Here is a 20076-nt window from a genome sequence, read left to right as displayed (position 1 = left end):
ACCCGGCACAACCTACCATGAGTGACCTCGCCATAACCGGCCTGCTCGTACTGTCGCTGTTCCTGATTCTGGGCAGCGGCGTATGGATCGGGCTCACCCTCTCAGGCGTCGCCTGGATCGCCATGCAGCTGTTCTCCGCCCGCCCGGCGGGCGATGCGATGGCCGTGACCATCTGGGGCAGCGCCTCCAGCTGGACCCTCACCGCCCTGCCCCTGTTCATCTGGATGGGCGAAATCCTGTTTCGCACCCGTTTGTCGCAAGACATGTTCAAGGGCCTTGCCCCATGGGTACAGGCGCTGCCCGGCCGGCTGCTGCACACCAACGTGGTGGGCTGCACCATCTTCGCCGCCGTGTCGGGGTCGAGCGCCGCCACCTGCGCCACCATTGGCAAGATGACACTGCCCGAGCTGACGCGCCGCGGCTACCCCGAGCACATGGTGGTGGGCACGCTGGCCGGGGCCAGCACTCTCGGCCTGCTGATACCCCCGTCGATCATCATGATCGTTTACGGCGTGTCAGCCGAGGTGTCCATCTCGCAGCTGTTCATTGCGGGCGTGCTGCCGGGCATCTTGCTGGCCGCCTTGTTCTCGGGCTACATCATGGTCTGGGCACTGCGCCACCCCGAGCAAGTGCCTGCTGCCGACGTGCGCATGACCTTCATGCAAAAGCTGTCGGAGTCGCGCAGCCTGATCCCCGTAGTGCTGCTGATTGCAGCCGTGTTAGGCAGTATCTACACCGGTTTTGCCACCGCCACCGAGGCCGCGGCCGTGGGTGTGGTGGGCTCGCTGGTGCTGTCGGCCGTGCAGGGCTCGATGACCTGGGGCACGTTCAAGGACTCGCTGATGGGCGCCACGCGCCTGTACTGCATGATCGCGCTGATCCTGGCCGGAGCCGCTTTTCTCACGCTGGCCATGGGCTACATCGGCTTGCCACGCCACCTGGCGGAATGGATCGCGTCGCTGGGCTTGAACCAGGCGCAGCTCATCGTGGCGCTGGCGGTTTTCTACATCATCCTGGGCTGCTTTCTGGACGGCATCTCGATGGTGGTGCTGACCATGGGCGTACTCATGCCCACGGTGCAGGCCGCCGGCATCGACACCATCTGGTTCGGCATCTTCATCGTGCTGGTGGTGGAGATGGCGCAGATCACTCCTCCCGTGGGCTTCAACCTGTTTGTGCTGCAGGGCATGACAGGCCGCCAGCTGCCCTGGATCGCCAAGGTGGCCATGCCCATGTTCTTCCTGATGTGTGGCGCTGTGGCGTTGATCTATGTCTTCCCCGGCATTGTGACCTGGCTGCCGCAGCAGATGTCGGCACGCTGAACGCACCTGCCGCCAGCAGGCACAGCCAAGCGGGGCGCCCCCACCGGGGACGCCCCGCTTGGCGTTTTGAGGGATGGAGAGGAGCCAGTCCGACGCTCCAAAAATCCGGCGACAATGGCCCGATGTTGAACGTTATTGCCATCTGCATCGGCGCCTGTGTGGGCGCACTGGCGCGCTGGCGCCTGGGTCTGTGGCTCAGCCCCGGGGGGCTCATTCCCTGGGGCACGGTGGCCGCCAATCTGGTGGGTGGCTACCTCATCGGGGTGTGCGTCGCTGTGTTCCACGCAATGCCGCAACTCGACCCTGTGTGGCGACTGGCACTGGCCACAGGATTCCTGGGCGCTCTCACCACGTTTTCCAGCTTCTCGGCCGAAGTCGTTGAGATGCTGATGGTGCAGCGCTACGCCCTGGCGCTGGGCACCACCGCACTGCACCTGCTGGGCTCCCTGGGCCTCACGGTGCTTGGCATGCAAACTGCTTCGTATTTCATAGCATCTCGCGCTTGATATTCCTGCACTAGCACGTCATTTCGTCATCAATCCACGCCACGCTGCATGGGCCCATACCCGCTGCTACCGCTGCTGCCGGTGCCGCCCCTTTCTTCTCTGTTCATCTACCGATACGCGAGCCCCTCATGGAATCCAACACCCAACTCAACGAACGCCGCCTGGCCGATGCCTGGGCCGAGCTGCACAACCACGCCCACAACGGCAACCCCCTGCAGGCCGACGCCAACCGCATGGCCTTTGCGGACCCCGAATTCATGTTTCGCCGCGAAACCCGGGGCATCCGCTTTCAGCTCGAAATGCTCAAGCCCGACCTGGGCCAGGCCGAACAAGGCATTGAAAGCACCGTGGTGGTGTATGGCAGCGCTCGCTTCGTCGCACCCGACGAAGCCGCAGCACAGCTGGCCGAGGCCGAAGCCAGTGGCGACGCCGAACGCGTGCGCCGCGCGCGCCTGGCTGTGCGCAACGCGGGCTATTACGACCTGGCCCGCCAGTTCGCCAAGCTGGTGGCCGACTACAGCGAACGCCAGCGCCCTGCCGACCGCATCTACATCTGCACCGGTGGCGGCCCAGGCATCATGGAGGCCGCCAACCGGGGCGCCCACGATGCGGGTGCGCTGAACGTGGGCCTGAACATCGCCCTGCCCCACGAGCAAAGCGGCAACCGCTTCATCTCGCCCTCACTGTCCTTCAAGTTCCACTACTTCGCGCTGCGCAAGATGCATTTCATGATGCGCGCCAAGGCGCTGGTGGCCTTTCCTGGCGGCTTTGGCACGCTGGACGAGCTGTTTGAAGTGCTGACCCTGGTCCAGACCAAAAAGGCCAAACCTGTACCCATCGTGTTGTTCGGCACCGACTACTGGAAACGCCTCATCAACTTCGACGTGCTGGTGGAAGAAGGCACCATCTCCGCGCAGGACCTCAACCTGTTTCACTACACCGATGACCCACAGGAGGCCTGGGACCTGATCCGGGCGTTTTACAAGCTCTGAAAGTTAACCCTCCACCGACGCACGCACGTGTCGGTGGAGTGTTGAGGCCTATTTCTGCTACCTGATGACAGGCGGTGGCGGCGGAGGTGGCGGGCGCAGGATGATCGGCAGGACCGGGATGAACACGATAGGCGGCCGCACTGTCGGCGGCGGTGGCGCCGTCGTGGCAGGCGGCGGTGCCGTTGTCACCGGCGGTGCCGTAGGCCGCGTGGGTGGCGGTGGCGGTGGCGTAGTCGGCGTAGGTGCGGGTGGCGCCGGCGTGCCCGGCTGCGGTGTGCCAGTGGGAGGTGGTGGTGAAACCGGCACGGGCGCTGGCGGCGGCGCGGCTTCTGGCGGCGGTGGAACGGGCACAGGGACCGGCGCCGGAACGATGTAGACAAAGGCGCGGCGCCCCTGCACATCCAGCTGGTCGCCCGCCAGTAAGGGTGTCTGAACCTGGGGCACCGGCAACAACGCACGGGTATGGGTATAGACAGGCAAGTCCCGGTCTGAGACCACCAGCACGGCCTCGCCCGCCGTCACACCCACACAGCCCGCCTGGGTGCAGACCTCGATCTCGTCCTGCTCCCCTGAGACGAACACCTGGCCGTTGGCATCGATGGCCAGTAAGAAAGCGGAACCCCGGATGCCCACCACCGCCGTCGGTGTGACCACCTTGTAGTTGGCGGGATTGCGTTTGCCGATGAGCCCCGTGAGGGCGCGCATCCCCCCCCGCAGCAGGTTCACCACAAAGTGGTCTTCGCCCGCTCCTGCACCGTCGGCATATCGGGTGACGGTGAATTGCGAGTCTGGGTACAAGGCCACCAGCCCCCCGTCGGAGAACCGTATCTGTGCCCTTCCTTCGGTGCCGGTGAGCACCACGTCTCCACCATCGAGTTCGGCACCTTTGGACAGGCGGGACAAGGTCTCGCCCCGCCGCAGCTGCACATCTCCCACGGTGAACTGCACCAGCCCCGCAGCGGCCAGCCCGGTCAGCGGCCACGCCGCCACCATGCTCATCAGCAGCGCCAGCCGCGCGTATTTTTGGTCTGACGTCATAGACAACTCCCAGGTGCATCGGCACAGGACCAGCGACGTAACAGCATTCAGAACTCCCGGCGCACGGTGATGGAGAACACCCGGCGCTCATAGTCGGTGATGGGCAGCGTGGATGCGTTGCGCGTGAACGACCATTGCGGCGTGACCCGCCACCCAGGCGATGGAGTCCAGTTCAGCCCCAGAGCCACCTGGGCCTGCCGGTCGGTACGGGTGACCGCAAAAAACGGGTCCTGCCCGCCGTAGCGCCGGTGTTCCCAGTCCGCACTGGCAAATACCGACCACTGAGGCGCCAGGGGCCACTGCCCCCCCGCCCGCAGGCCCCACAGCCGATGGCCCAGCGCGTCAGCACCACTGGCCTGCGCGCGCTCCTGGCCACCGTACACGCCCCCATAGGCCGATGAGCCATTGCGAAACAGATGGGAGTACGAGGTGCCCACCACGCTGCGGCGCACATTGCGCAAGGCCTGGTCGGGGTAACGCACGTCGAGCACCTGCACAAAGCTGCCCCACTGGCGAAAACCGTCTATGCGGTAAATCCATTCACCCAGCACCCCGCCCATGGTGCGCAACCGCGTGCCGTCCAGCGCGTAGTAAGACCCTTGGCCAGACGCAATCAGCTCATGGCGCTCGGCCCGCCATGCCAAGCTCAGGGTGCCATCCAGTGCTGTGTGGTCGAACCGGTCAGCGGTGCCCCCGTAGTGCCGGGCAGCCCCCACGGCTGTGCCCACCACCGACCAGCGCGAATTGAGCACCGCCCGCCCCCGCAGCCCCGCTTGCGCCACCACATAGTTGCCCGAGGTCGCCAGGGCCTCGGGCAGCAGCGCCCACGCCGGGGTGCCAGGCACTGGAGACTGCAGTTCGCCCACCACGGGCGCTGCGTTGGCATTGGAGTCATGGCCGACGCCCAACTCCACGTAGCCCTTGAGCGAGGAGCGCCCTCCGGCATCCAGGCGATCGTAGGAATACAGAAACTGATCCAGCGTGTGCCCGGCATCCACCGGAATGAGTGCGGCCTGCACCGGCGCGGGCAAGGCCATCACGCCCCGGCGGTCGCCCACAGCCTGCAAGGATTGCCCGAGCGCCACTTGGGCTTCCGTGCTGTCGGGTTGCGCAGCCAGCCAGCGCTCTCGCGCCATGATGGCGCGCGTGTATTGCCCGGCGGCATGCGCAGCATCGCCCATGGCGGCATCAAACACCGGGTCGCCAGCGCGCTGGGCCTCCTGCGCATCCAGCAAGCGGAACGCCTGAAGTGCCTGGCCCTGCTGAACCAGCGCCAACGCTTGCTGTACAAGGTCATCAGCCCGCGCCACGCATGACAGACTGCCTCCCCAGGCCAGAACCGCGCACCATGGCAACACGCGCCGTGACCAAATTCGCAGGTACATGAACGCCCCCTCTCGAAACCCGCTTCCGGGTGGGGGCAATTTACACCTGTTTACCCTTTTTGGGGGGACTCTGCGGGGTGGTTTTCGCCCATGCGCCACGCCGTCCGTGCACCGCCCCCCACAGCGCAGCCCACCACCCAGAACAGCCCTCCCACCCCAATCACGGCCCCGGCGGAGCCGAACAGCATGGGCATGAGCACGCTGGATGCGTTGATGGCCATGAGCCGCAGGCCCAGTGCTTCGCCATGGCGGGCCGGCGGCGTGATCTGGTGCAGCAGGCTCATCACCATGGGCTGCACCGAGCCCAGTGCAAACCCGAGCAGCACCGAACACGCGCCCATGGCCAGCGCGCTGTGCAGCAGCGGGTAGACGCCAAACAGCACGGCCGTAGCGACCATGGCGCCCGCCACCACCACCCGTTCGCGCAGGCGCTCTGCCACGATGGGCATGAGCACGCGGATGACGGCAGCGGCAATCGCAAACGCCCCCAGGATGGAGCCAATGACGGACGCCGACAGGCCCCGCTCGTGCCCCAGCAGCGGGACCACGAAGGTGTGCACGTCCCAGCACGAGGACAAGATCCAGTTGACCAGCAGCAAGCGGCGAAACGGAGGTTCGTTCATCAGGTCCCACGCGCGCTGCGGGGGGCCGCCCGCGGCGGCAATCACGGGCGGTAGCTCTACCGTGTCTCGCACCCAGAACCAGGTGAGCAGGGGCAACACCGCCATCAGGGCAAAGGCGGCGCGATAGCCCTCGGTGCTGCCCGCAGCACTGCCCGCGTTGTCGATCATGAGCCCCGCGCAGAAAGGCCCGATGAAGTTGGACACCGCAGGCCCGATGGCCAGCCAGCTGAACACCTGCTTGAGCTGCGTGGCGTCGTGCGCAGCGCGCCCCACATGGCGCTGCAGTGCAATGGTGGCGGCCCCGGTGGCGCCACCGGTCATCAACGCAGCCACGCACAACACCGGAAAGACGGGGAACACCAGCGCCAGCGCAGCCCCTGCCGATGCAAGGGCCACCGCGTAGCCCACGGGGCGCTTCAAGCCGTGCCGGTCCGCATAGCGCCCTGCGGGCAAGGCCAGAAAAACCTGCGTGAGTGCGAACAATGCCAGCAACACCCCCACGGCTGCTGCACTGTGGCCCTCGCGCAGCGCCAGCAGTGGCGCTGCCAGTCGCATGCCTGCCATGCAGGCGTGCACGCAGATCTGCCCCGCAATCAGGCGCGCCAGGGCCCAGTTCACGGCAGGTCGTCCTCGGAATCCAAACCAGGCAATGCCGATGGACCGGCCCCTGCCAGCGGCACGGCCGTGTCGGGCGCAGGCAGGTCCTGCACATCCCGCAGCTTGCGCTGGATGGCGCGGGTGCGCACCCCCACCTCGTCAAACTTCTTGGCGGCGGCATCGATGGATTTTTTGGTGGCCTCGACCACATCGCCAAACTTGGCGAACTCGGTCTTGACCATGCCCAAGAGGCTCCACACCTCGGACGAGCGCTTTTCGATCGCCAGCGTCTTGAAGCCCATTTGCAGGCTGTTGAGCATGGCGGCCAGGTTGGCCGGGCCGGTGATCATCACGCGGCACTCGTTCTGCACGGATTCGACCAGGCCGGGGCGGCGCATCACCTCGGCAAACAGGCCCTCGGTGGGCAGGTAGAGCACGGCGAAGTCGGTGGTGTGTGGGGGCGACACATACTTGGCAAAGATCTTCTTGGCCTCCAGCTTGATCGACGTCTCGAACGCATTGCCTGCCGACTGAATGGCTGCCTTGTCGGCCGCGTCCTGCGCGTCTAGCAGGCGCTGGTACTGCTCCACGGGGTACTTGGAGTCGATGGGCAGCCACACCGGATGCTCGTCGCTCTTGCCGGGCAGGCGGATCGCAAACTCCACCAGCTCATCGCTGCCCGGCACGGTCTTGACGTTGCGCGCAAACTGGTCGGGCGTGAGCACGTTGTCGATGATGGCGCCCAGCTGCATTTCGCCCCAGGTGCCGCGCGACTTCACGTTGGTCATCACGCGCTTCAAGTCGCCCACGCTGCCCGCCAGGGTCTGCATTTCGCCCAGGCCCTTGTGCACTTGTTCGAGCCGGTCGCTCACCAGCTTGAACGACTCGCCCAGGCGCTGCTCCAGCGTGGCATGCAGCTTTTCGTCCACCGTGCGGCGCATTTCTTCGAGCTTGGTGGCGTTGTCGGCCTGGATAGCGGCCAGGCGCTCGTTGAGGGCGGTGCGCAGCTGCTCGGCGTTGTGCTGGCTGCCCTGCACCAGCCCGGTAAGCTGCTGCGACACGGCGTCTTGCAGCACCGCAAACTGGTTCTTGATCTGAAAGCCGTTGGCTTCGAGCTGGTCCTTGAGCGCTTGCGACATCACTCCCAGCTGCGACTGGGTGTCGCTCTTGAGCGAATCGAGCGTGAGGCGTGTGGCCGCATCCAGGGCCGTGAGGCGCTGCTCCAGCCGCGCCTCGAATACGCCAAAGGCAGCCAACAGCTCGGCGCGGCCGTTGCGGGATTCGGCCACGGCCTGGGCCAAGCGTTCGTCCACGGCATGGCGCAGTGTCTCCAGCGTGGACTGCGTGGTCTGGGTAAAGCCGCGCAGCTGCTGCCCCATACCGTCCAGCGCGCCATCATTCTTGGCCACCGCAATCTGCGTCGCCTGTGTGGTTTGCTCCAGCGACTGCAGGCGTGCCAGCCACTCGGGCGGCAGGTCCACGCGGGGACGGCGCAACAAGAGCACCACGAGAAGGACCAGCGCCAGTGCCAGCGCCGCCAAGAGAACAAGTGTGTCAGTGGCCAAGGTTTACTATGTTTTTGATAGCTATCAGCGCATGATTGACTAGCGCATCCGGTCGAATGGGCCCAAAATCCCGCATCAGCGCAGGGTGGAGGGCTGATTCACCGGCGTGAGCGGCCCCCGCCCGTCAAAGAAGGCAATCAGGTTATCCGCCGCCAGGTTGGCCATGGCGCGACGGGTAGGCACCGTGGCGCTGGCAATGTGCGGCGTGAGCACCACGTTGGGCACTGTCAGCAGGTCGGGGTGCACGCTGGGTTCACCCTCAAACACATCCAGCCCCGCCGCCGCAATGCGACGCTCGCGCAGGGCCACAGCCAGGGCCGCATCGTCCACGATGCCGCCGCGCGCAATGTTGACGAGCGTGGCCGTGGGCTTCATCAGCGCCAGCTCGGCCGCGCCGATGGTGTGGTGCGACGCGGGCGTGTAGGGCACCACCAGCACCACATGGTCTGCGGTGCGCAGCAACTCGTCCTTGCCCACGTAGGTGGCCTTGCATTCGGCCTCCAGTTCGGCCGACAGGCGCGAACGGTTGTGGTAGACCACCTTCATGCCAAAACCATGCGCCCCGCGCTTGGCAATGCCCTGCCCGATGCGGCCCATGCCGATGATGCCCAGCGTGCTGCCGTGGATGTCGCTGCCCGCGAACATGTCGTAGCTCCACTTGGTCCACTTCCCGGCACGCAGGTAATGCTCGCTCTCGGTCATGCGGCGGGCCGTGGCCATCAGCAGTGCAAAGCCAAAGTCGGCCGTGGTCTCGGTCAGCACATCGGGCGTGTTGGTGCCCAACACACCCGCGGCGGTCATGGCATCCACGTCAAAGTTGTTGTAGCCCACGGCCATGTTGGCGCAGACCTTCAGGCGAGGCGCAGCGGACAGCAGCGCAGCGTCGATGCGCTGGCTGCCGGTGGTCAGCACACCGTCCTTGTCGGCCAGGCGCGCGGCCAGCTCTTGCGGGGTCCAGATCACGTCGTCAGGGTTGGCCTCCACGTCAAAGTGCTCGCGCAGGCGGTCCACGACGTCAGGAAAGATCGCGCGGGCGACCAAGATGCGGGGTTTGCTCATAAGTCTTCAATCTCCAAACTATTCGCAACGCACGTCGGCCTATGAAACTGGCGTGGTCCAAGCCAGTGGCCGCCGAGCAAAGGCCGCCCTGCAGCGAGGGCGGCGTCCCCCTTCCCGCAGCGCGCAGCGGTGCGAGAGAAGGGGGGAGCGGCGCAGCCGCTCAGGGGGATGTTCACTATCTAAACCAGATGAAAGTCATGACGATAAAGAGCGGCACCAGAATGCCCCCCGACCACAGCATGTAGCCGAAGAAGCTTGGCATCTTCACGCCGCGGTCTTCGGCAATGGCCTTGACCATCATGTTGGGCGCATTGCCGATGTAGCTGTTGGCACCCATGAACACAGAGCCCGCCGAGATAGCGGCCAGCGTGGGGGCCAGGGTGGTCATCAGCACGGCCGGGTCGCCCCCGGCGGTGTTGAAGAAGACCAGGTAGGTCGGCGCGTTGTCGAGGAACGAGCTGAGCAGCCCGGACGCCCAGAAGTACATGGCCGGGTCAGGTGTGCCGTCCGGCCGCGTGACGGCGGACACCACGGCACCAAAGGGGCCATTGACGCCCGCCTTGAGCATCGCGATCACCGGGATGATGGTGAGGAAGATGCCCGCAAACAGCTTGGCCACTTCCTGCATGGGGCCCCAGCTAAACTGGTTGTCTTCATGCACCTGCTTGGGCGTGATGCGCAGGGAAACCAGCGCCACGATGATCAGGCCCACGTCCCGCACGATGCCGGGCAGCCCCACCTCGGCCCCGGCGATGGTGAACGCCACCTGCGACTTCCACAGGCCACTCAGCAGCACCAGCGCCACCACCACGCCCAGCAGCGCAAAGTTGGCCTTACCGTCAAAGCCGATGGCTTTGGTGTCGGGCGTGGGGTCGGCCCTGAGCACCTCTTCGCGCCGGTGGTAGTACCAGGAATCCATCACGAAAAAGATGGCCAGCAGCGAGCCCACCAGAAACAGGGTCTCGGGGAAGATGTGGCTCACCGTCCAGAAGAAGTCCACCCCCTTCAGGAAGCCCAGGAACAGCGGTGGGTCACCCAAGGGCGTGAGCGAGCCCCCGGCGTTGGACACGATGAAGATGAAAAACACCACCACATGCGCTGTGTGCTTGCGGTTGTCATTGGCGCGGATCAACGGGCGGATGAGCAGCATCGACGCCCCCGTGGTGCCCATGACGCTGGCGAGCACCGCGCCAATGGCGAGGATGGCCGTGTTGAGCGCCGGGCTGCCATGCAGGTTGCCCCGGATGTAGATACCCCCCGCCACGGTGAACAGCGCGGTGAGCAGGATGACGAACGGAATGTATTCGGCCACCAGCGCATGCAAAAAACTCGCGCCCGCCGCGCCGGGGCCAAACACCAGCGCAAACGGCACCAGAAAAGCCAGCGCCCAACCGGCTGCGACCTTACCAAAGTGGTGGTGCCAGAAGATGGGCGCCAACAGCGGCATCAAGGCAATCGACAGCAGAATGCCGGCAAAGGGCACGCCCCACAGCACTGACAACGCACTGCCATCAATATCGGCCGCCAGTGCCAGTCCCGGCAACGCCGCCAGTAGGCCGGCCACTGCCAGCCCGCGCGAAAATTTCATGGTTCTTGTCTCCGTCTCATTGCTAAAAATCAGGGGACGCAGGGCCATGGCACCTGCGGGGCACGGTCACACCGGCGAAGGGATATCAAACACCTGGCGCAGGTAGGCCAGGTACTTCTCGTCATCGCACATGCCCTTGCCGGGCGTGTCTGACAGCTTGGCCACCGGCTGGTCATTGCAGCGCGTCATCTTGATGACCACCTGCAAGGGCTCGTGGGCTGGCGGACTACCGAGGTCGTTGGTCAGGTTGGTGCCGATACCAAACGCGAGCTGGCAGCGTCCACGAAACTGTTGGTACAGCTCGATCGTGCGCGGGATGGTGAGCGCATCGCTGAAGATCAGCGTCTTGGTCAGCGGGTCCACGCGGTTCTTGCGGTAGTGGTCCAGCAAGCGTTCACCCCAGGCAAACGGGTCGCCGCTGTCATGGCGGGCGCCGTCGAACAGCTTGCAGAAGTACAGGTCAAAGTCGCGCAGGAAGGCGCTCATGCCGTACACGTCCGACAGCGCAATGCCCAGGTCACCCCGGTATTCCTTGGCCCACATCTCAAAGCCAAACACCTGGCTGTCGCGCAGCCGCGGGCCCAGCGCCTGGCAGGCCTGCAGATATTCGTGCGCCATGGTGCCCAGGGGGGTCACGCCCAGCTTCATCGCGTACAGCACGTTGCTGGTGCCTGCGAACTGCCCGGGGCCTGCGGGTGCACCTGGGCGGCGGTCCCCGGTGCCGAGGCGTGCCACCAGTACGCGCAGCACTTCCTCGTGCCAGGCGCGCGAGAAGCGGCGGCGCGTGCCGTAGTCGGCGATCTTGAGGTCGGACAGGCCCTCGCCCTGCAGCAGCGCAATCTTGGCATCCAGGCGGCGGCGGCCTTCCGGAAAGTCGGGCACCTTCTGCGTGTTGCGAAAGTACACCTCGTTGATGATGGCCAGCACCGGGATCTCGAACAGGATCGTGTGCAGCCAGGGCCCGCGGATGGTGATGTCGATTTCACCGTTGTGCTGGGGCACTACGGTGATGTACTTTTCATTGAGCTTGAACAGGCCCAGAAAGTCTACGAAGTCGCTCTTGATGAATCGCAGCGATCGCAGGTAGGCCAGCTCTGCATCCTGAAACTGCAGGCTGCACAACGAACGGATCTCGTCGCGGATCTCGTTGGCAAACGGTGCCAGCTGCACGCCGGGGTTGCGGCACTTGAACTTGTACTCGACCTGCGCCCCGGGAAACTGATGCAGCACCACCTGCATCATGGTGAACTTGTACAGGTCGGTGTCGAGCAGGCTGGTGATGATCATGGACAGGGCACGCCTCAGAAACCGCGCACGCTGGGCACGCGATGCTCCGGCCGCAGACCGGACAATAAAGCCGCAAAGTGTAGGCCATCACGGCACTCGGTGCTCGGCCTGGGGGCGGCTTCAGCCGATGCTCTGCCGCCACCCGCTATTCAGGCTGTTCAGGGCTCGGGGGCACATTCCAACTGCGCCTTTTGCTATCAAATCAGTGGCAACGGTATGCAACCACTCATGAGCTGGGTACGGCCAGCGCCTGCAACACCTTGCGCAACGCGTCTGGCACGGCCACTGGGCGACGGCTCTCGCGGTCCACATACACGTGGATGAAGTGCCCCGCCGCCGCCGTCAGCGGCTCGCCCTGCGCAAACAGGCCCACCTCGTAACGCACACTGGAGCCGCCCAGCCGTGCCACGCGGATGCCCGCCTCCACTGTCTGCGGGAACGCCAGTGGCGCAAAGTAATTGCATTGGGTCTCGATCACGAGGCCGATGGTTTCACCCGCATGAATGTTGAGCACGCCCTGGTCGATCAGGTGGGCATTCACGGCGGTGTCAAACCAGCTGTAGTACACGACGTTGTTCACGTGGCCATAGACGTCGTTGTCAGCCCAGCGTGTGGTGATGGGGCGGAACACGCGGTAGGCGCTGCGCGGCTGCGGAGCCGGGCGGACCGGCGCGGAAGAAGCGACAGGAGAGGAGCTGGCGGCAGAGGTCATGGCCGCACATTCTGCCAGCGCTGGTGGTACTGCCAGGCCACGCGCCAGGTGGTGAACTGCGCCTGCAGCGTGTCCTCCAGGTCGTTGCCGTAGCCGCCCGCCATCACGAACACCGTGGGAATGCGCCGCTGCCAGGCCCAGTCAAACACGCGCCGGTCGCGTGCCTCCAGCCCATCGTGGGTGACGGCGAGACGACCCAGGCGGTCGCCCACGTGGGGGTCGGCCCCCGCGAGATAAAACACCAGGTCCGGTTTGCAGCGATGGTCCAGCGCCTCCAGGGCCTGGTCCAGGGCGTGCAGGTAGTCGTCGTCAGCGCATCCGTCTGGCAGTTCCACGTCCAGGTCACTCGGCTCCTTGCGAAAAGGAAAGTTGCGTGCACCATGCAGCGACAGGGTGAACACGCTGTCGTCGCCCTGAAAGATATGGGCCGTGCCATTGCCCTGGTGCACATCCAGGTCGATGACCGCCACCTGCAGCGGCCAGCCCGATCCATCATTCAGGTGATCGGCCTGTGCCTGCCGGGCAGCCACCGCCACATCGTTGAACACACAAAAGCCACTGCCCTTGTCGGCATACGAGTGGTGGGTGCCACCAGCCAGGTTGCCAGCCACGCCCTCGCGCCAGGCGGCGCGGGTGGCCGCCAGAGTAGCGCCCACCGAGCGGCGAGCGCGCTCTGCCATGGCAGGACTCCAGGGAAACCCGATCTCCCGCTGCGCGGCGGGCGCCAGCGTGCCCTGGGCGATGGCGTCGATGTACTGCGGGCTGTGCACGCGCACCAGTGCCTCATCCGATGCTGGCAGGGCTTCTTTCAACAGCACGTCAGGCAGGTGCCGGGCGATCCGGTCGCGCAGCATGCGGTACTTGGCCATGGGGAAGCGGTGACCATCCGGCAAAGGCAAGACGAAGTGGTCGGCGTAGTAGGCGTGCATGACGCAATTGTGGCAAGCCGGGGATTTCTGGGTGATCGTGTCTAATTTGCTGCAGTGCAGCAAAAAGCCCTTGCAATAGCGCTGCAAGTCCCTAAAATTCAAACCATGCTGCACTGCAACATGATCCAACAGGTCAAGGTCAGCGCAGATGTCTGTGAACCACCCGGCCCCCTGGGCCCTCATTTTTAGGAGATATGACATGTCGCTGACCGCAGAACAAATCCTGGCATCCCACAAGGCCAACATCGAAACCCTGTTTGGCTTGACCACCAAGGCTTTCGAAGGCGTGGAAAAGCTGGTCGAACTGAACGTGACCGCTTCGCGCGCTGCCCTGTCCGAAGCCGCCAACCACACGCAAGCCGTGCTGGGCGTGAAGGACGCACAAGAACTGCTGGCCCTGCAAGCTGGCCTCTTCCAGCCCCTGGCTGAAAAGACTGCCGCATACAGCCGTCACCTGTACGACATCGCTTCGGGCACAGGCGCCGAGTTCGGCAAGGCTTTCGAAGCCCAGGCCACTGATGCTCAGAAGGCTTTCACCAATCTGGTGGACAGCGCCGCCAAGAACGCCCCTGCCGGTTCCGAAACCGCCGTGGCCGTCATGAAGAGCGCCGTGTCTGCCGCCAACAATGCATTTGAGTCGGTGCAAAAGGCTGTGAAGCAAGCGTCTGATGTGGCTGAAGCCAACTTCAATGCCGTGGCTAACACCGCCGCCAACGCTGCCAAGACGGCCGCTCCCCGCAAGCGTTAATCGCCATGCCTGCGGTCTGGAGTGAAACCTCTAGGCTGCTTTCAGGGATTACCCTGATAATTCAACCCATGCGCTGCTGACTCTGTCTACAGCGCCTCAGTTGTCTCCTTGGATCCTCTCGAAACCCCCGTTTCAGGGATCCTTTTAAAGCCCGGTTTTACGACCGGGCTTTTTTTTGGCCTGACCACCGCACAAGCAGCCGCAACCGGGTCCGCGGCTGCACGATGAACCCACGCACTGGTGGGCTGCCAAGCCCGCCCCCCGGCGCCCCCCCCTTGCTCCACCTCAAACCCAGGCCCTAAATCCGGCCTTGGCGCAAGACATTGATCAAGAATAATTCGCGTTTGCTTTATCATTGGCGCAGTTTCAACACCGAAAGATGCAACCCATGTCGAAGACTGTGAAAGCCTTGCTGAGCGCTTGTGCCCTGGCCGCCGCTGCAGGCGCCGTCCATGCCCAGGAACAAGTGGTCAACCTCTACTCGGCCCGCCACTACTCCACCGACGAAGCGCTATACACCGGCTTTACCAAGGCCACCGGCATCAAGATCAACCGCGTAGACGCGGACGACGCCGGTATCCTGGCCCGACTGAAGGCAGAGGGCGCGGCCTCTCCCGCCGACGTGATCCTTCTGGTGGACGCAGCCCGCCTGTACAAGGGCGAGGTTGATGGCCTGTTCCAGCCCATCCAGTCCAAGGTACTGAACGACGCCATCCCCGCCAACCTGCGCAGCCAGCCTGCGGCGGACGGCGGCATCTCCTGGTTTGGCCTGTCCACGCGTGCGCGCGTGATCGTTTACAACAAGGTCAAGGTGCAAAAGGCCGATGTGGACACCTACGAAGAACTGGGCGACCCCAAGAACAAGGGCAAGCTGTGCATCCGCTCCGGCTCGCATCCCTACAACCTGAGCCTGTTCGGCGCCGTGACCGAGCACCTGGGTGAACAAAAGGCCGAGGCCTGGCTCAAGGGCATGGTGGCCAACTTGGCCCGTCCACCCAAGGGTGGCGACACCGACCAGATCAAGGCCGTGGCCGCTGGCGAATGCGACATTGGTGTGACCAATACCTACTACCTGGCGCGCATGATGCGCTCGACCAAGCCCGAAGACGTGGCCGTGGTCAACAAGGTGGGCGTGGTGTTTCCGAACCAGGAGTCCTGGGGCACGCACCTGAACATCGCCGGTGGTGCGGTGGCCAAACACTCCAAGAACCAGGCCAATGCCATCAAGTTTCTCGAATACCTGGCCAGCCCGGAAGCACAGAACTACTTTGCCAATGGCAACAACGAGTGGCCTGCTGCCAAGGGCGTGTCATTGGACAACCCGGCCCTCAAGGCCATGACCGGCGGCAAGCCGTTCAAGAGCGAGACCATCCCGATCAGTGCCGTGGGCGCCAACACCACCAAGGTGCAGCAGATGCTGGACCGCGTTGGGTTCCAGTAAGCCACGCCACTGCACTCACAAACCACAAGCCCGGCCTGGTCCGGGCTTTTTTTCGCCTGCGGTGTGGGCGGGAGATGCGACATAATTGACGTTTACGTTAACGTCACTTACTGGAGACAACCATGGAAATCCAAGGCAAGGTATTCATCGTCACCGGCGGCGCTTCGGGCCTGGGCGAAGGCACGGCACGCATGCTGGCCGCCCAGGGCGGCACCGTGGTCATTGCCGACATGCAGGCAGAAAAAGGCGAGGCCGTCGCCAAGGAAATTGGCGGAGCCTTCGTGAAGTGCGATGTGAGCAACGAGGCCGATGGCCAGGCCGTCGTGGCCAAGGCTGTGTCGCTGGGCAAACTGGTGGGCCTGGTGAACTGCGCTGGTATCGCACCCGCCGAGAAGACCGTGGGCAAGAATGGGGCGCATGCGCTGGCCCTGTTCAGCAAGACCATCACGGTCAACCTGATCGGCAGCTTCAACATGATCCGCCTGGCTGCCGAAGCCATGAGCAAGAACGAGCCCGAGTCCACAGGCGAGCGCGGTGTGCTGATCTCCACGGCCAGCGTGGCCGCGTATGACGGGCAGATCGGCCAGGCCGCCTACGCAGCCTCCAAGGGTGGCGTGGTCGGAATGACCTTGCCGATTGCCCGCGACCTCGCGCGCAACGGCATCCGCAACATGACCATTGCCCCCGGCATTTTCGGCACGCCCATGTTGTTCGGGATGCCCCAGGAAGTTCAGGACGCGCTGGCCGCTGGCGTGCCCTTCCCCAGCCGCCTGGGCACCCCCCAGGACTACGCCAAGCTGGTGCGCCATATCCTTGAAAACGACATGCTCAATGGTGAGGTGATTCGCCTGGACGGAGCCATTCGCCTGGCCCCGCGTTGAGCTTACGCCGGGGTCAAGGATACCCCAAAATGCTATCTATTTGATAGCAATTCAGGCATATTCATCTAGCGCATCGGGCCTGTTTGGCATAAACCCTGTCTACACAGAGCCTGGAGAGGCTGCGGGCCTGCTTAAAGCCAAACACCTTGCCGATGCCCGCCCCACTGCCGCGCTCACAACGCGGCGGTTCTGTTTTGGCGGGGGGGCTTGCGTCGGCCTCCCGGCCCCTCAACCCAATACCGCATGGCCTTGGGCCAAAAGACCATCCAAGTCGGCTGCTGGCACGGGGCGGCGGAAGTGGTAGCCCTGCCCCGTGTCGCAGCCCAATCCCAAAAGTACATCGCTCTGCGCGGCCGTCTCCACGCCCTCGGCGATGATTTCCAGGTCCAGGCTCTTCGCCAGGCTAATGATGGCGCGCACGATGTGAGGGGCGCTAGGATCGTCGCCCAGATGGCGCACAAACGACTGGTCAATCTTGAGCTTGTGCACCTTGAGGCGCTGGATGTAGCTGAACGACGAGTATCCAGTCCCAAAGTCGTCGATGGACAGCTGCACACCCAGGTCATACAGCTGCTGCACGATGGCAATCACTTGCTCTGGCGCATCCATGGCGATGCTCTCGGTCAGCTCCAGCTCCAGCATCTGCGGCGGCACCTCGCTGTCGGCCAGCGCCCGGCTCACCATGTCCACCAGGCCCGGATGGCGAAACTGCACCATCGACAGGTTCACCGCCACCACCAGCCCGGTGTGGCCAGCATCGCGCCACCGCCGTGCCTGGCTCAGCGCAGTGCGCAGCACCCATTCGCCCATGCGCAGAATCTGGCCGCTGCTCTCAGCCACCGGTATGAACTCAGCCGGACTGACGGCACCCAGCTCCGGGTGGGTCCAGCGCAGCAAGGCCTCCACCCCTACCAGTTGACGGTCCTTCAGGCGAATTTGCGGCTGGTAGTGCAGCGTCAGCTGTCCCAGCACCAATGCGCTGCGCAGGGCATTCTCGATCTGCAGCACCCGGAGCGACCGCGCCTGCATGTCCGCCGAGAAGAACCGGTAGGTGTCGCGTCCAGACTCCTTGGCGCGGAACATGGCCGCGTCGGCGCGCTGGGCCAGGGTTTCAAAGTCACCACCGTCTTCGGGGTATATCGCAATCCCGATCGAAGACGTCACCACCAGCTCGTGGTGCTCCAGCTTGCAGATGCGGCGTATCTGCGCCTGCAGCTCGTCGGCCACGTGGGCCGCCTGTTGTGTATCGGTCAAGGGCAGCACGATGACGAATTCGTCCCCGCCCTGTCGGGACACCGTGTCCTCGTCGCGCACCACCGACTTCAAGCGGCGCGCAATCTCGATCAGCAACTCATCGCCCACCTGGTGACCCAGCGAGTCGTTCACGTTCTTGAAATGGTCCAAGTCCAGGTACAGCAGGGCCAGCTGCTGGCCGCTGCGCTGCGTCAATGCCAGTGCCTGGCTGAACCGGGAGGCGAACATCGTGCGGTTGGGCAAGCCGGTCAGCGCATCAAAGTTGATCAGCTTGCGAATGCGCTCCTCGTCGCGCCGGCGTTCCGTCACATCCTCCTGCACGGCCAGGTAGTGGGTGATGCGGCCTTGCTCGTCGTGCAGGGGCGAGATGATGGCGGACTCGTTGTACTCGCCACCGCCCTTACGACGGTTCACGAACTCGCCGCGCCACGGACGGCCTGACGTCAGGTGCGCCCACAGGTCGGCATACACGCTGGCAGGTGTGCCCCCCGCGCTCAGCAGGCGCGGGTTGCGGCCAATCACCTCCTCGGGGCTGTAGCCCGTCGTGGCAGTGAACGCAGGGTTCACATATTCGATGTTGCCGTCAGCGCCTGCGATGAAGATGGAGTTGGGCGCCTGCTCCACGGCATGGCGCAGCTTGCGCAAAGTATCGAGCGTCTGTACGCGCTGGGTGATGTCACGCGACAGCACCACAAAGCTATCGTCCGCTTCATCGTCCATTACCTTGCGCGCCACAGACAGTTCAAACCAGTGCGGCCCGTCGGGCAAATCCAGCGCGTACTGGAAGTCGCGGGCCAGGCCGTGCTCAGCCGCTGCATCGATCGCAGCCTGCATCACGGCTGCGGCTGCTGGGGGCAGGATGTCGTGGATCGAGCGGCCAATCACCTCGCTGGCAGGCAGAAAGAGCAGATCTGGCTGCCGCGTGTGGATCTGAACGTAGTGGCCATCCCTGGTCACCTCAAACATGAGATCAGGCACAGCATCCAGCACAGCGCGCATGGCTTTGTCGGACTCCTTGAGCACCCGATACGGCGCCTCGATAGTGCCCACGAATATCGCCCGGTAGAGGTAGTAATACCCGATTACCTTGTACAGATGGCCCAACAGGTTGAAGAGGTCAGTGGCGACGACATAGAACGTGAAAAAAATCTCGCTCAAAGCCATCACCCATACGGCGGCGAACAAGCGTGCCACATCAAACGCGGCACGCTCGCGTGACCGGCGCAGTAGCAGCGCAAGCGATACGCCGTACAAAGCCACCACGCCATATTCAGCCCCAACCTTGAACCACGTCAGCCCTTGAGCATCGTAGGTCTGTGGGTACCAATGCGGGAACCAGAAGGCCACCACATGCACGCCCCCCACCAGGCCCAACACCAGAGCCAAAACTCCAAAACGACGAGGGCTTGGGGTGGCCACGTCGCCCGGCGCACGCCAGTGCATCGCCACCGCCCACAATAGTGTCAATGCCCCAAGATAACGAGCAGGCAACCAAAAATTAATGGCTTTAGATAACGAGTTGGGCGTGATGTAGTCTGGCATGCCGTCAAACGACAGCATGTGCGAAAAATCCACAATCCCTACCCCCAAAAAGCCGCAGGCCAGAATGAGGACGTTACGCTGGGGATTCAGGCTGTGCGCCTTCCACCCCACCGCAAACACCAGGACCGACACGGTAATAGACAGTGTCTCCAGCACTTGGTGGAGCGTCAGGTAATGACCCACCCGCTGTGGACTGGCCACCGAAAAATAGGCCCAGGCTACAACCACCCAGCTGGTCAACAAGTAAAGCACCGGCGCCACCGCTTTGAAACTGGCCAGGTGCTGTGGGTGAATCTGCAACCGAAAAAGGTTCATGGACGGCTGTGTATCGGTGAGGCACGCGGTTGAGATATGGCGGTGCGGCAGGCTGTGGACGATTCTTGCACAAGCGCAACCCCTTGTAACAAGTCAAAACCCGATGCCAGTTGCCCAGTCAGCAAAGCTTGCAATGCCCGCACAGGTGCATATACGGACAACCGTGAAGGGCATAAAAAAACCGCTGCAGCCTTGCGACTGCAGCGGTTGATATCTGGCGGAGTGGACGGGACTCGAACCCGCGACCCCCGGCGTGACAGGCCGGTATTCTAACCAACTGAACTACCACTCC

General features: G+C 64.0%; 16 protein-coding genes and 1 tRNA gene. 6 read left to right on the top strand and 11 right to left on the bottom strand.

The window, feature by feature from the left end; all coding sequences use genetic code 11:
• Positions 1-17 precede the first annotated feature (17 nt).
• The 3 genes from AC1Q64_RS19130 (at position 18) to AC1Q64_RS19120 (ending at position 2820) form a co-directional block, all read left to right on the top strand.
• Positions 18-1322: a TRAP transporter large permease gene (locus tag AC1Q64_RS19130; RefSeq protein ID WP_492252432.1), complete on the top strand. Its 1305-nt coding sequence runs from the start codon at positions 18-20 to the stop codon at positions 1320-1322.
• A 122-nt stretch (positions 1323-1444) separates the two neighbouring features.
• Positions 1445-1828: a fluoride efflux transporter CrcB gene (gene crcB / locus AC1Q64_RS19125; protein ID WP_492252431.1), complete on the top strand. Its 384-nt coding sequence runs from the start codon at positions 1445-1447 to the stop codon at positions 1826-1828.
• Between the two features lie 128 nt (positions 1829-1956).
• Positions 1957-2820, top strand: a complete 864-nt coding sequence (locus AC1Q64_RS19120; protein ID WP_108499224.1) for an LOG family protein — start codon at positions 1957-1959, stop codon at positions 2818-2820.
• A 57-nt stretch (positions 2821-2877) separates the two neighbouring features.
• On the opposite strand, the gene AC1Q64_RS19115 is transcribed toward AC1Q64_RS19120, so the two are convergent.
• From AC1Q64_RS19115 to AC1Q64_RS19075, 9 genes are all read right to left on the bottom strand, one after another.
• Positions 2878-3858, bottom strand: coding sequence for a FecR family protein (locus AC1Q64_RS19115; RefSeq protein ID WP_492252430.1), 981 nt, complete (start codon positions 3856-3858; stop codon positions 2878-2880).
• 47 nt (positions 3859-3905) lie between these two features.
• Positions 3906-5135 (bottom strand): surface lipoprotein assembly modifier, encoded by a 1230-nt coding sequence (locus AC1Q64_RS19110; protein WP_492252429.1) that lies wholly within the window; start codon positions 5133-5135, stop codon positions 3906-3908.
• A 158-nt stretch (positions 5136-5293) separates the two neighbouring features.
• Positions 5294-6484 carry an MFS transporter gene (locus AC1Q64_RS19105; RefSeq protein WP_444824419.1) on the bottom strand — a complete coding sequence of 397 codons (1191 nt, stop codon included), beginning with the start codon at positions 6482-6484 and terminating at the stop codon, positions 5294-5296.
• Positions 6481-8028, bottom strand: a complete 1548-nt coding sequence (locus tag AC1Q64_RS19100; RefSeq protein ID WP_099730484.1) for a DNA recombination protein RmuC — start codon at positions 8026-8028, stop codon at positions 6481-6483. The genes AC1Q64_RS19105 and AC1Q64_RS19100 overlap by 4 nt, the downstream gene beginning before the upstream one ends.
• Positions 8029-8103: 75 nt before the next feature.
• Positions 8104-9087 carry a 2-hydroxyacid dehydrogenase gene (locus tag AC1Q64_RS19095; RefSeq protein WP_056063702.1) on the bottom strand — a complete coding sequence of 328 codons (984 nt, stop codon included), beginning with the start codon at positions 9085-9087 and terminating at the stop codon, positions 8104-8106.
• 175 nt (positions 9088-9262) lie between these two features.
• Complete coding sequence (locus AC1Q64_RS19090; RefSeq protein ID WP_492252428.1) at positions 9263-10675, bottom strand: sodium:proton antiporter; 1413 nt, start codon at positions 10673-10675, stop codon at positions 9263-9265.
• 66 nt (positions 10676-10741) lie between these two features.
• The gene (gene pncB, locus AC1Q64_RS19085; protein WP_056063706.1) at positions 10742-11962 is read right to left on the bottom strand and encodes a nicotinate phosphoribosyltransferase; all 1221 of its coding nucleotides are present in this window, start codon (positions 11960-11962) and stop codon (positions 10742-10744) included.
• 226 nt (positions 11963-12188) lie between these two features.
• Entirely contained in the window at positions 12189-12674 is a 486-nt protein-coding gene (locus AC1Q64_RS19080; RefSeq protein ID WP_492252427.1) for an acyl-CoA thioesterase, read from the bottom strand.
• Positions 12671-13603, bottom strand: a complete 933-nt coding sequence (locus tag AC1Q64_RS19075) for a histone deacetylase family protein (protein ID WP_492252426.1) — start codon at positions 13601-13603, stop codon at positions 12671-12673. Before AC1Q64_RS19075 ends, AC1Q64_RS19080 begins: the two co-directional genes overlap by 4 nt.
• A gap of 199 nt (positions 13604-13802) precedes the next feature.
• On the opposite strand from AC1Q64_RS19075, the gene AC1Q64_RS19070 reads away from it, so the two are divergent.
• From AC1Q64_RS19070 to AC1Q64_RS19060, 3 genes are all read left to right on the top strand, one after another.
• Entirely contained in the window at positions 13803-14351 is a 549-nt protein-coding gene (locus AC1Q64_RS19070; protein WP_056063715.1) for a phasin family protein, read from the top strand.
• A 388-nt stretch (positions 14352-14739) separates the two neighbouring features.
• Positions 14740-15792, top strand: coding sequence for an extracellular solute-binding protein (locus AC1Q64_RS19065; protein ID WP_492252425.1), 1053 nt, complete (start codon positions 14740-14742; stop codon positions 15790-15792).
• 122 nt (positions 15793-15914) lie between these two features.
• Positions 15915-16673: a 3-hydroxyacyl-CoA dehydrogenase gene (locus tag AC1Q64_RS19060; protein WP_291437736.1), complete on the top strand. Its 759-nt coding sequence runs from the start codon at positions 15915-15917 to the stop codon at positions 16671-16673.
• Positions 16674-16901: 228 nt separating this feature from the next.
• Here the strand turns inward: AC1Q64_RS19060 and AC1Q64_RS19055 are convergent, their stop codons facing one another.
• Positions 16902-19784: a bifunctional diguanylate cyclase/phosphodiesterase gene (locus AC1Q64_RS19055; RefSeq protein WP_492252424.1), complete on the bottom strand. Its 2883-nt coding sequence runs from the start codon at positions 19782-19784 to the stop codon at positions 16902-16904.
• Positions 19785-19999: 215 nt separating this feature from the next.
• Positions 20000-20076, bottom strand: a tRNA-Asp gene (locus AC1Q64_RS19050).

This window comes from Acidovorax sp. GW835-FHT14G06, assembly GCF_058793595.1.
Note: the sequence above shows the minus strand (reverse complement) of the source record. Positions and strands in the feature narration are given on the sequence as shown.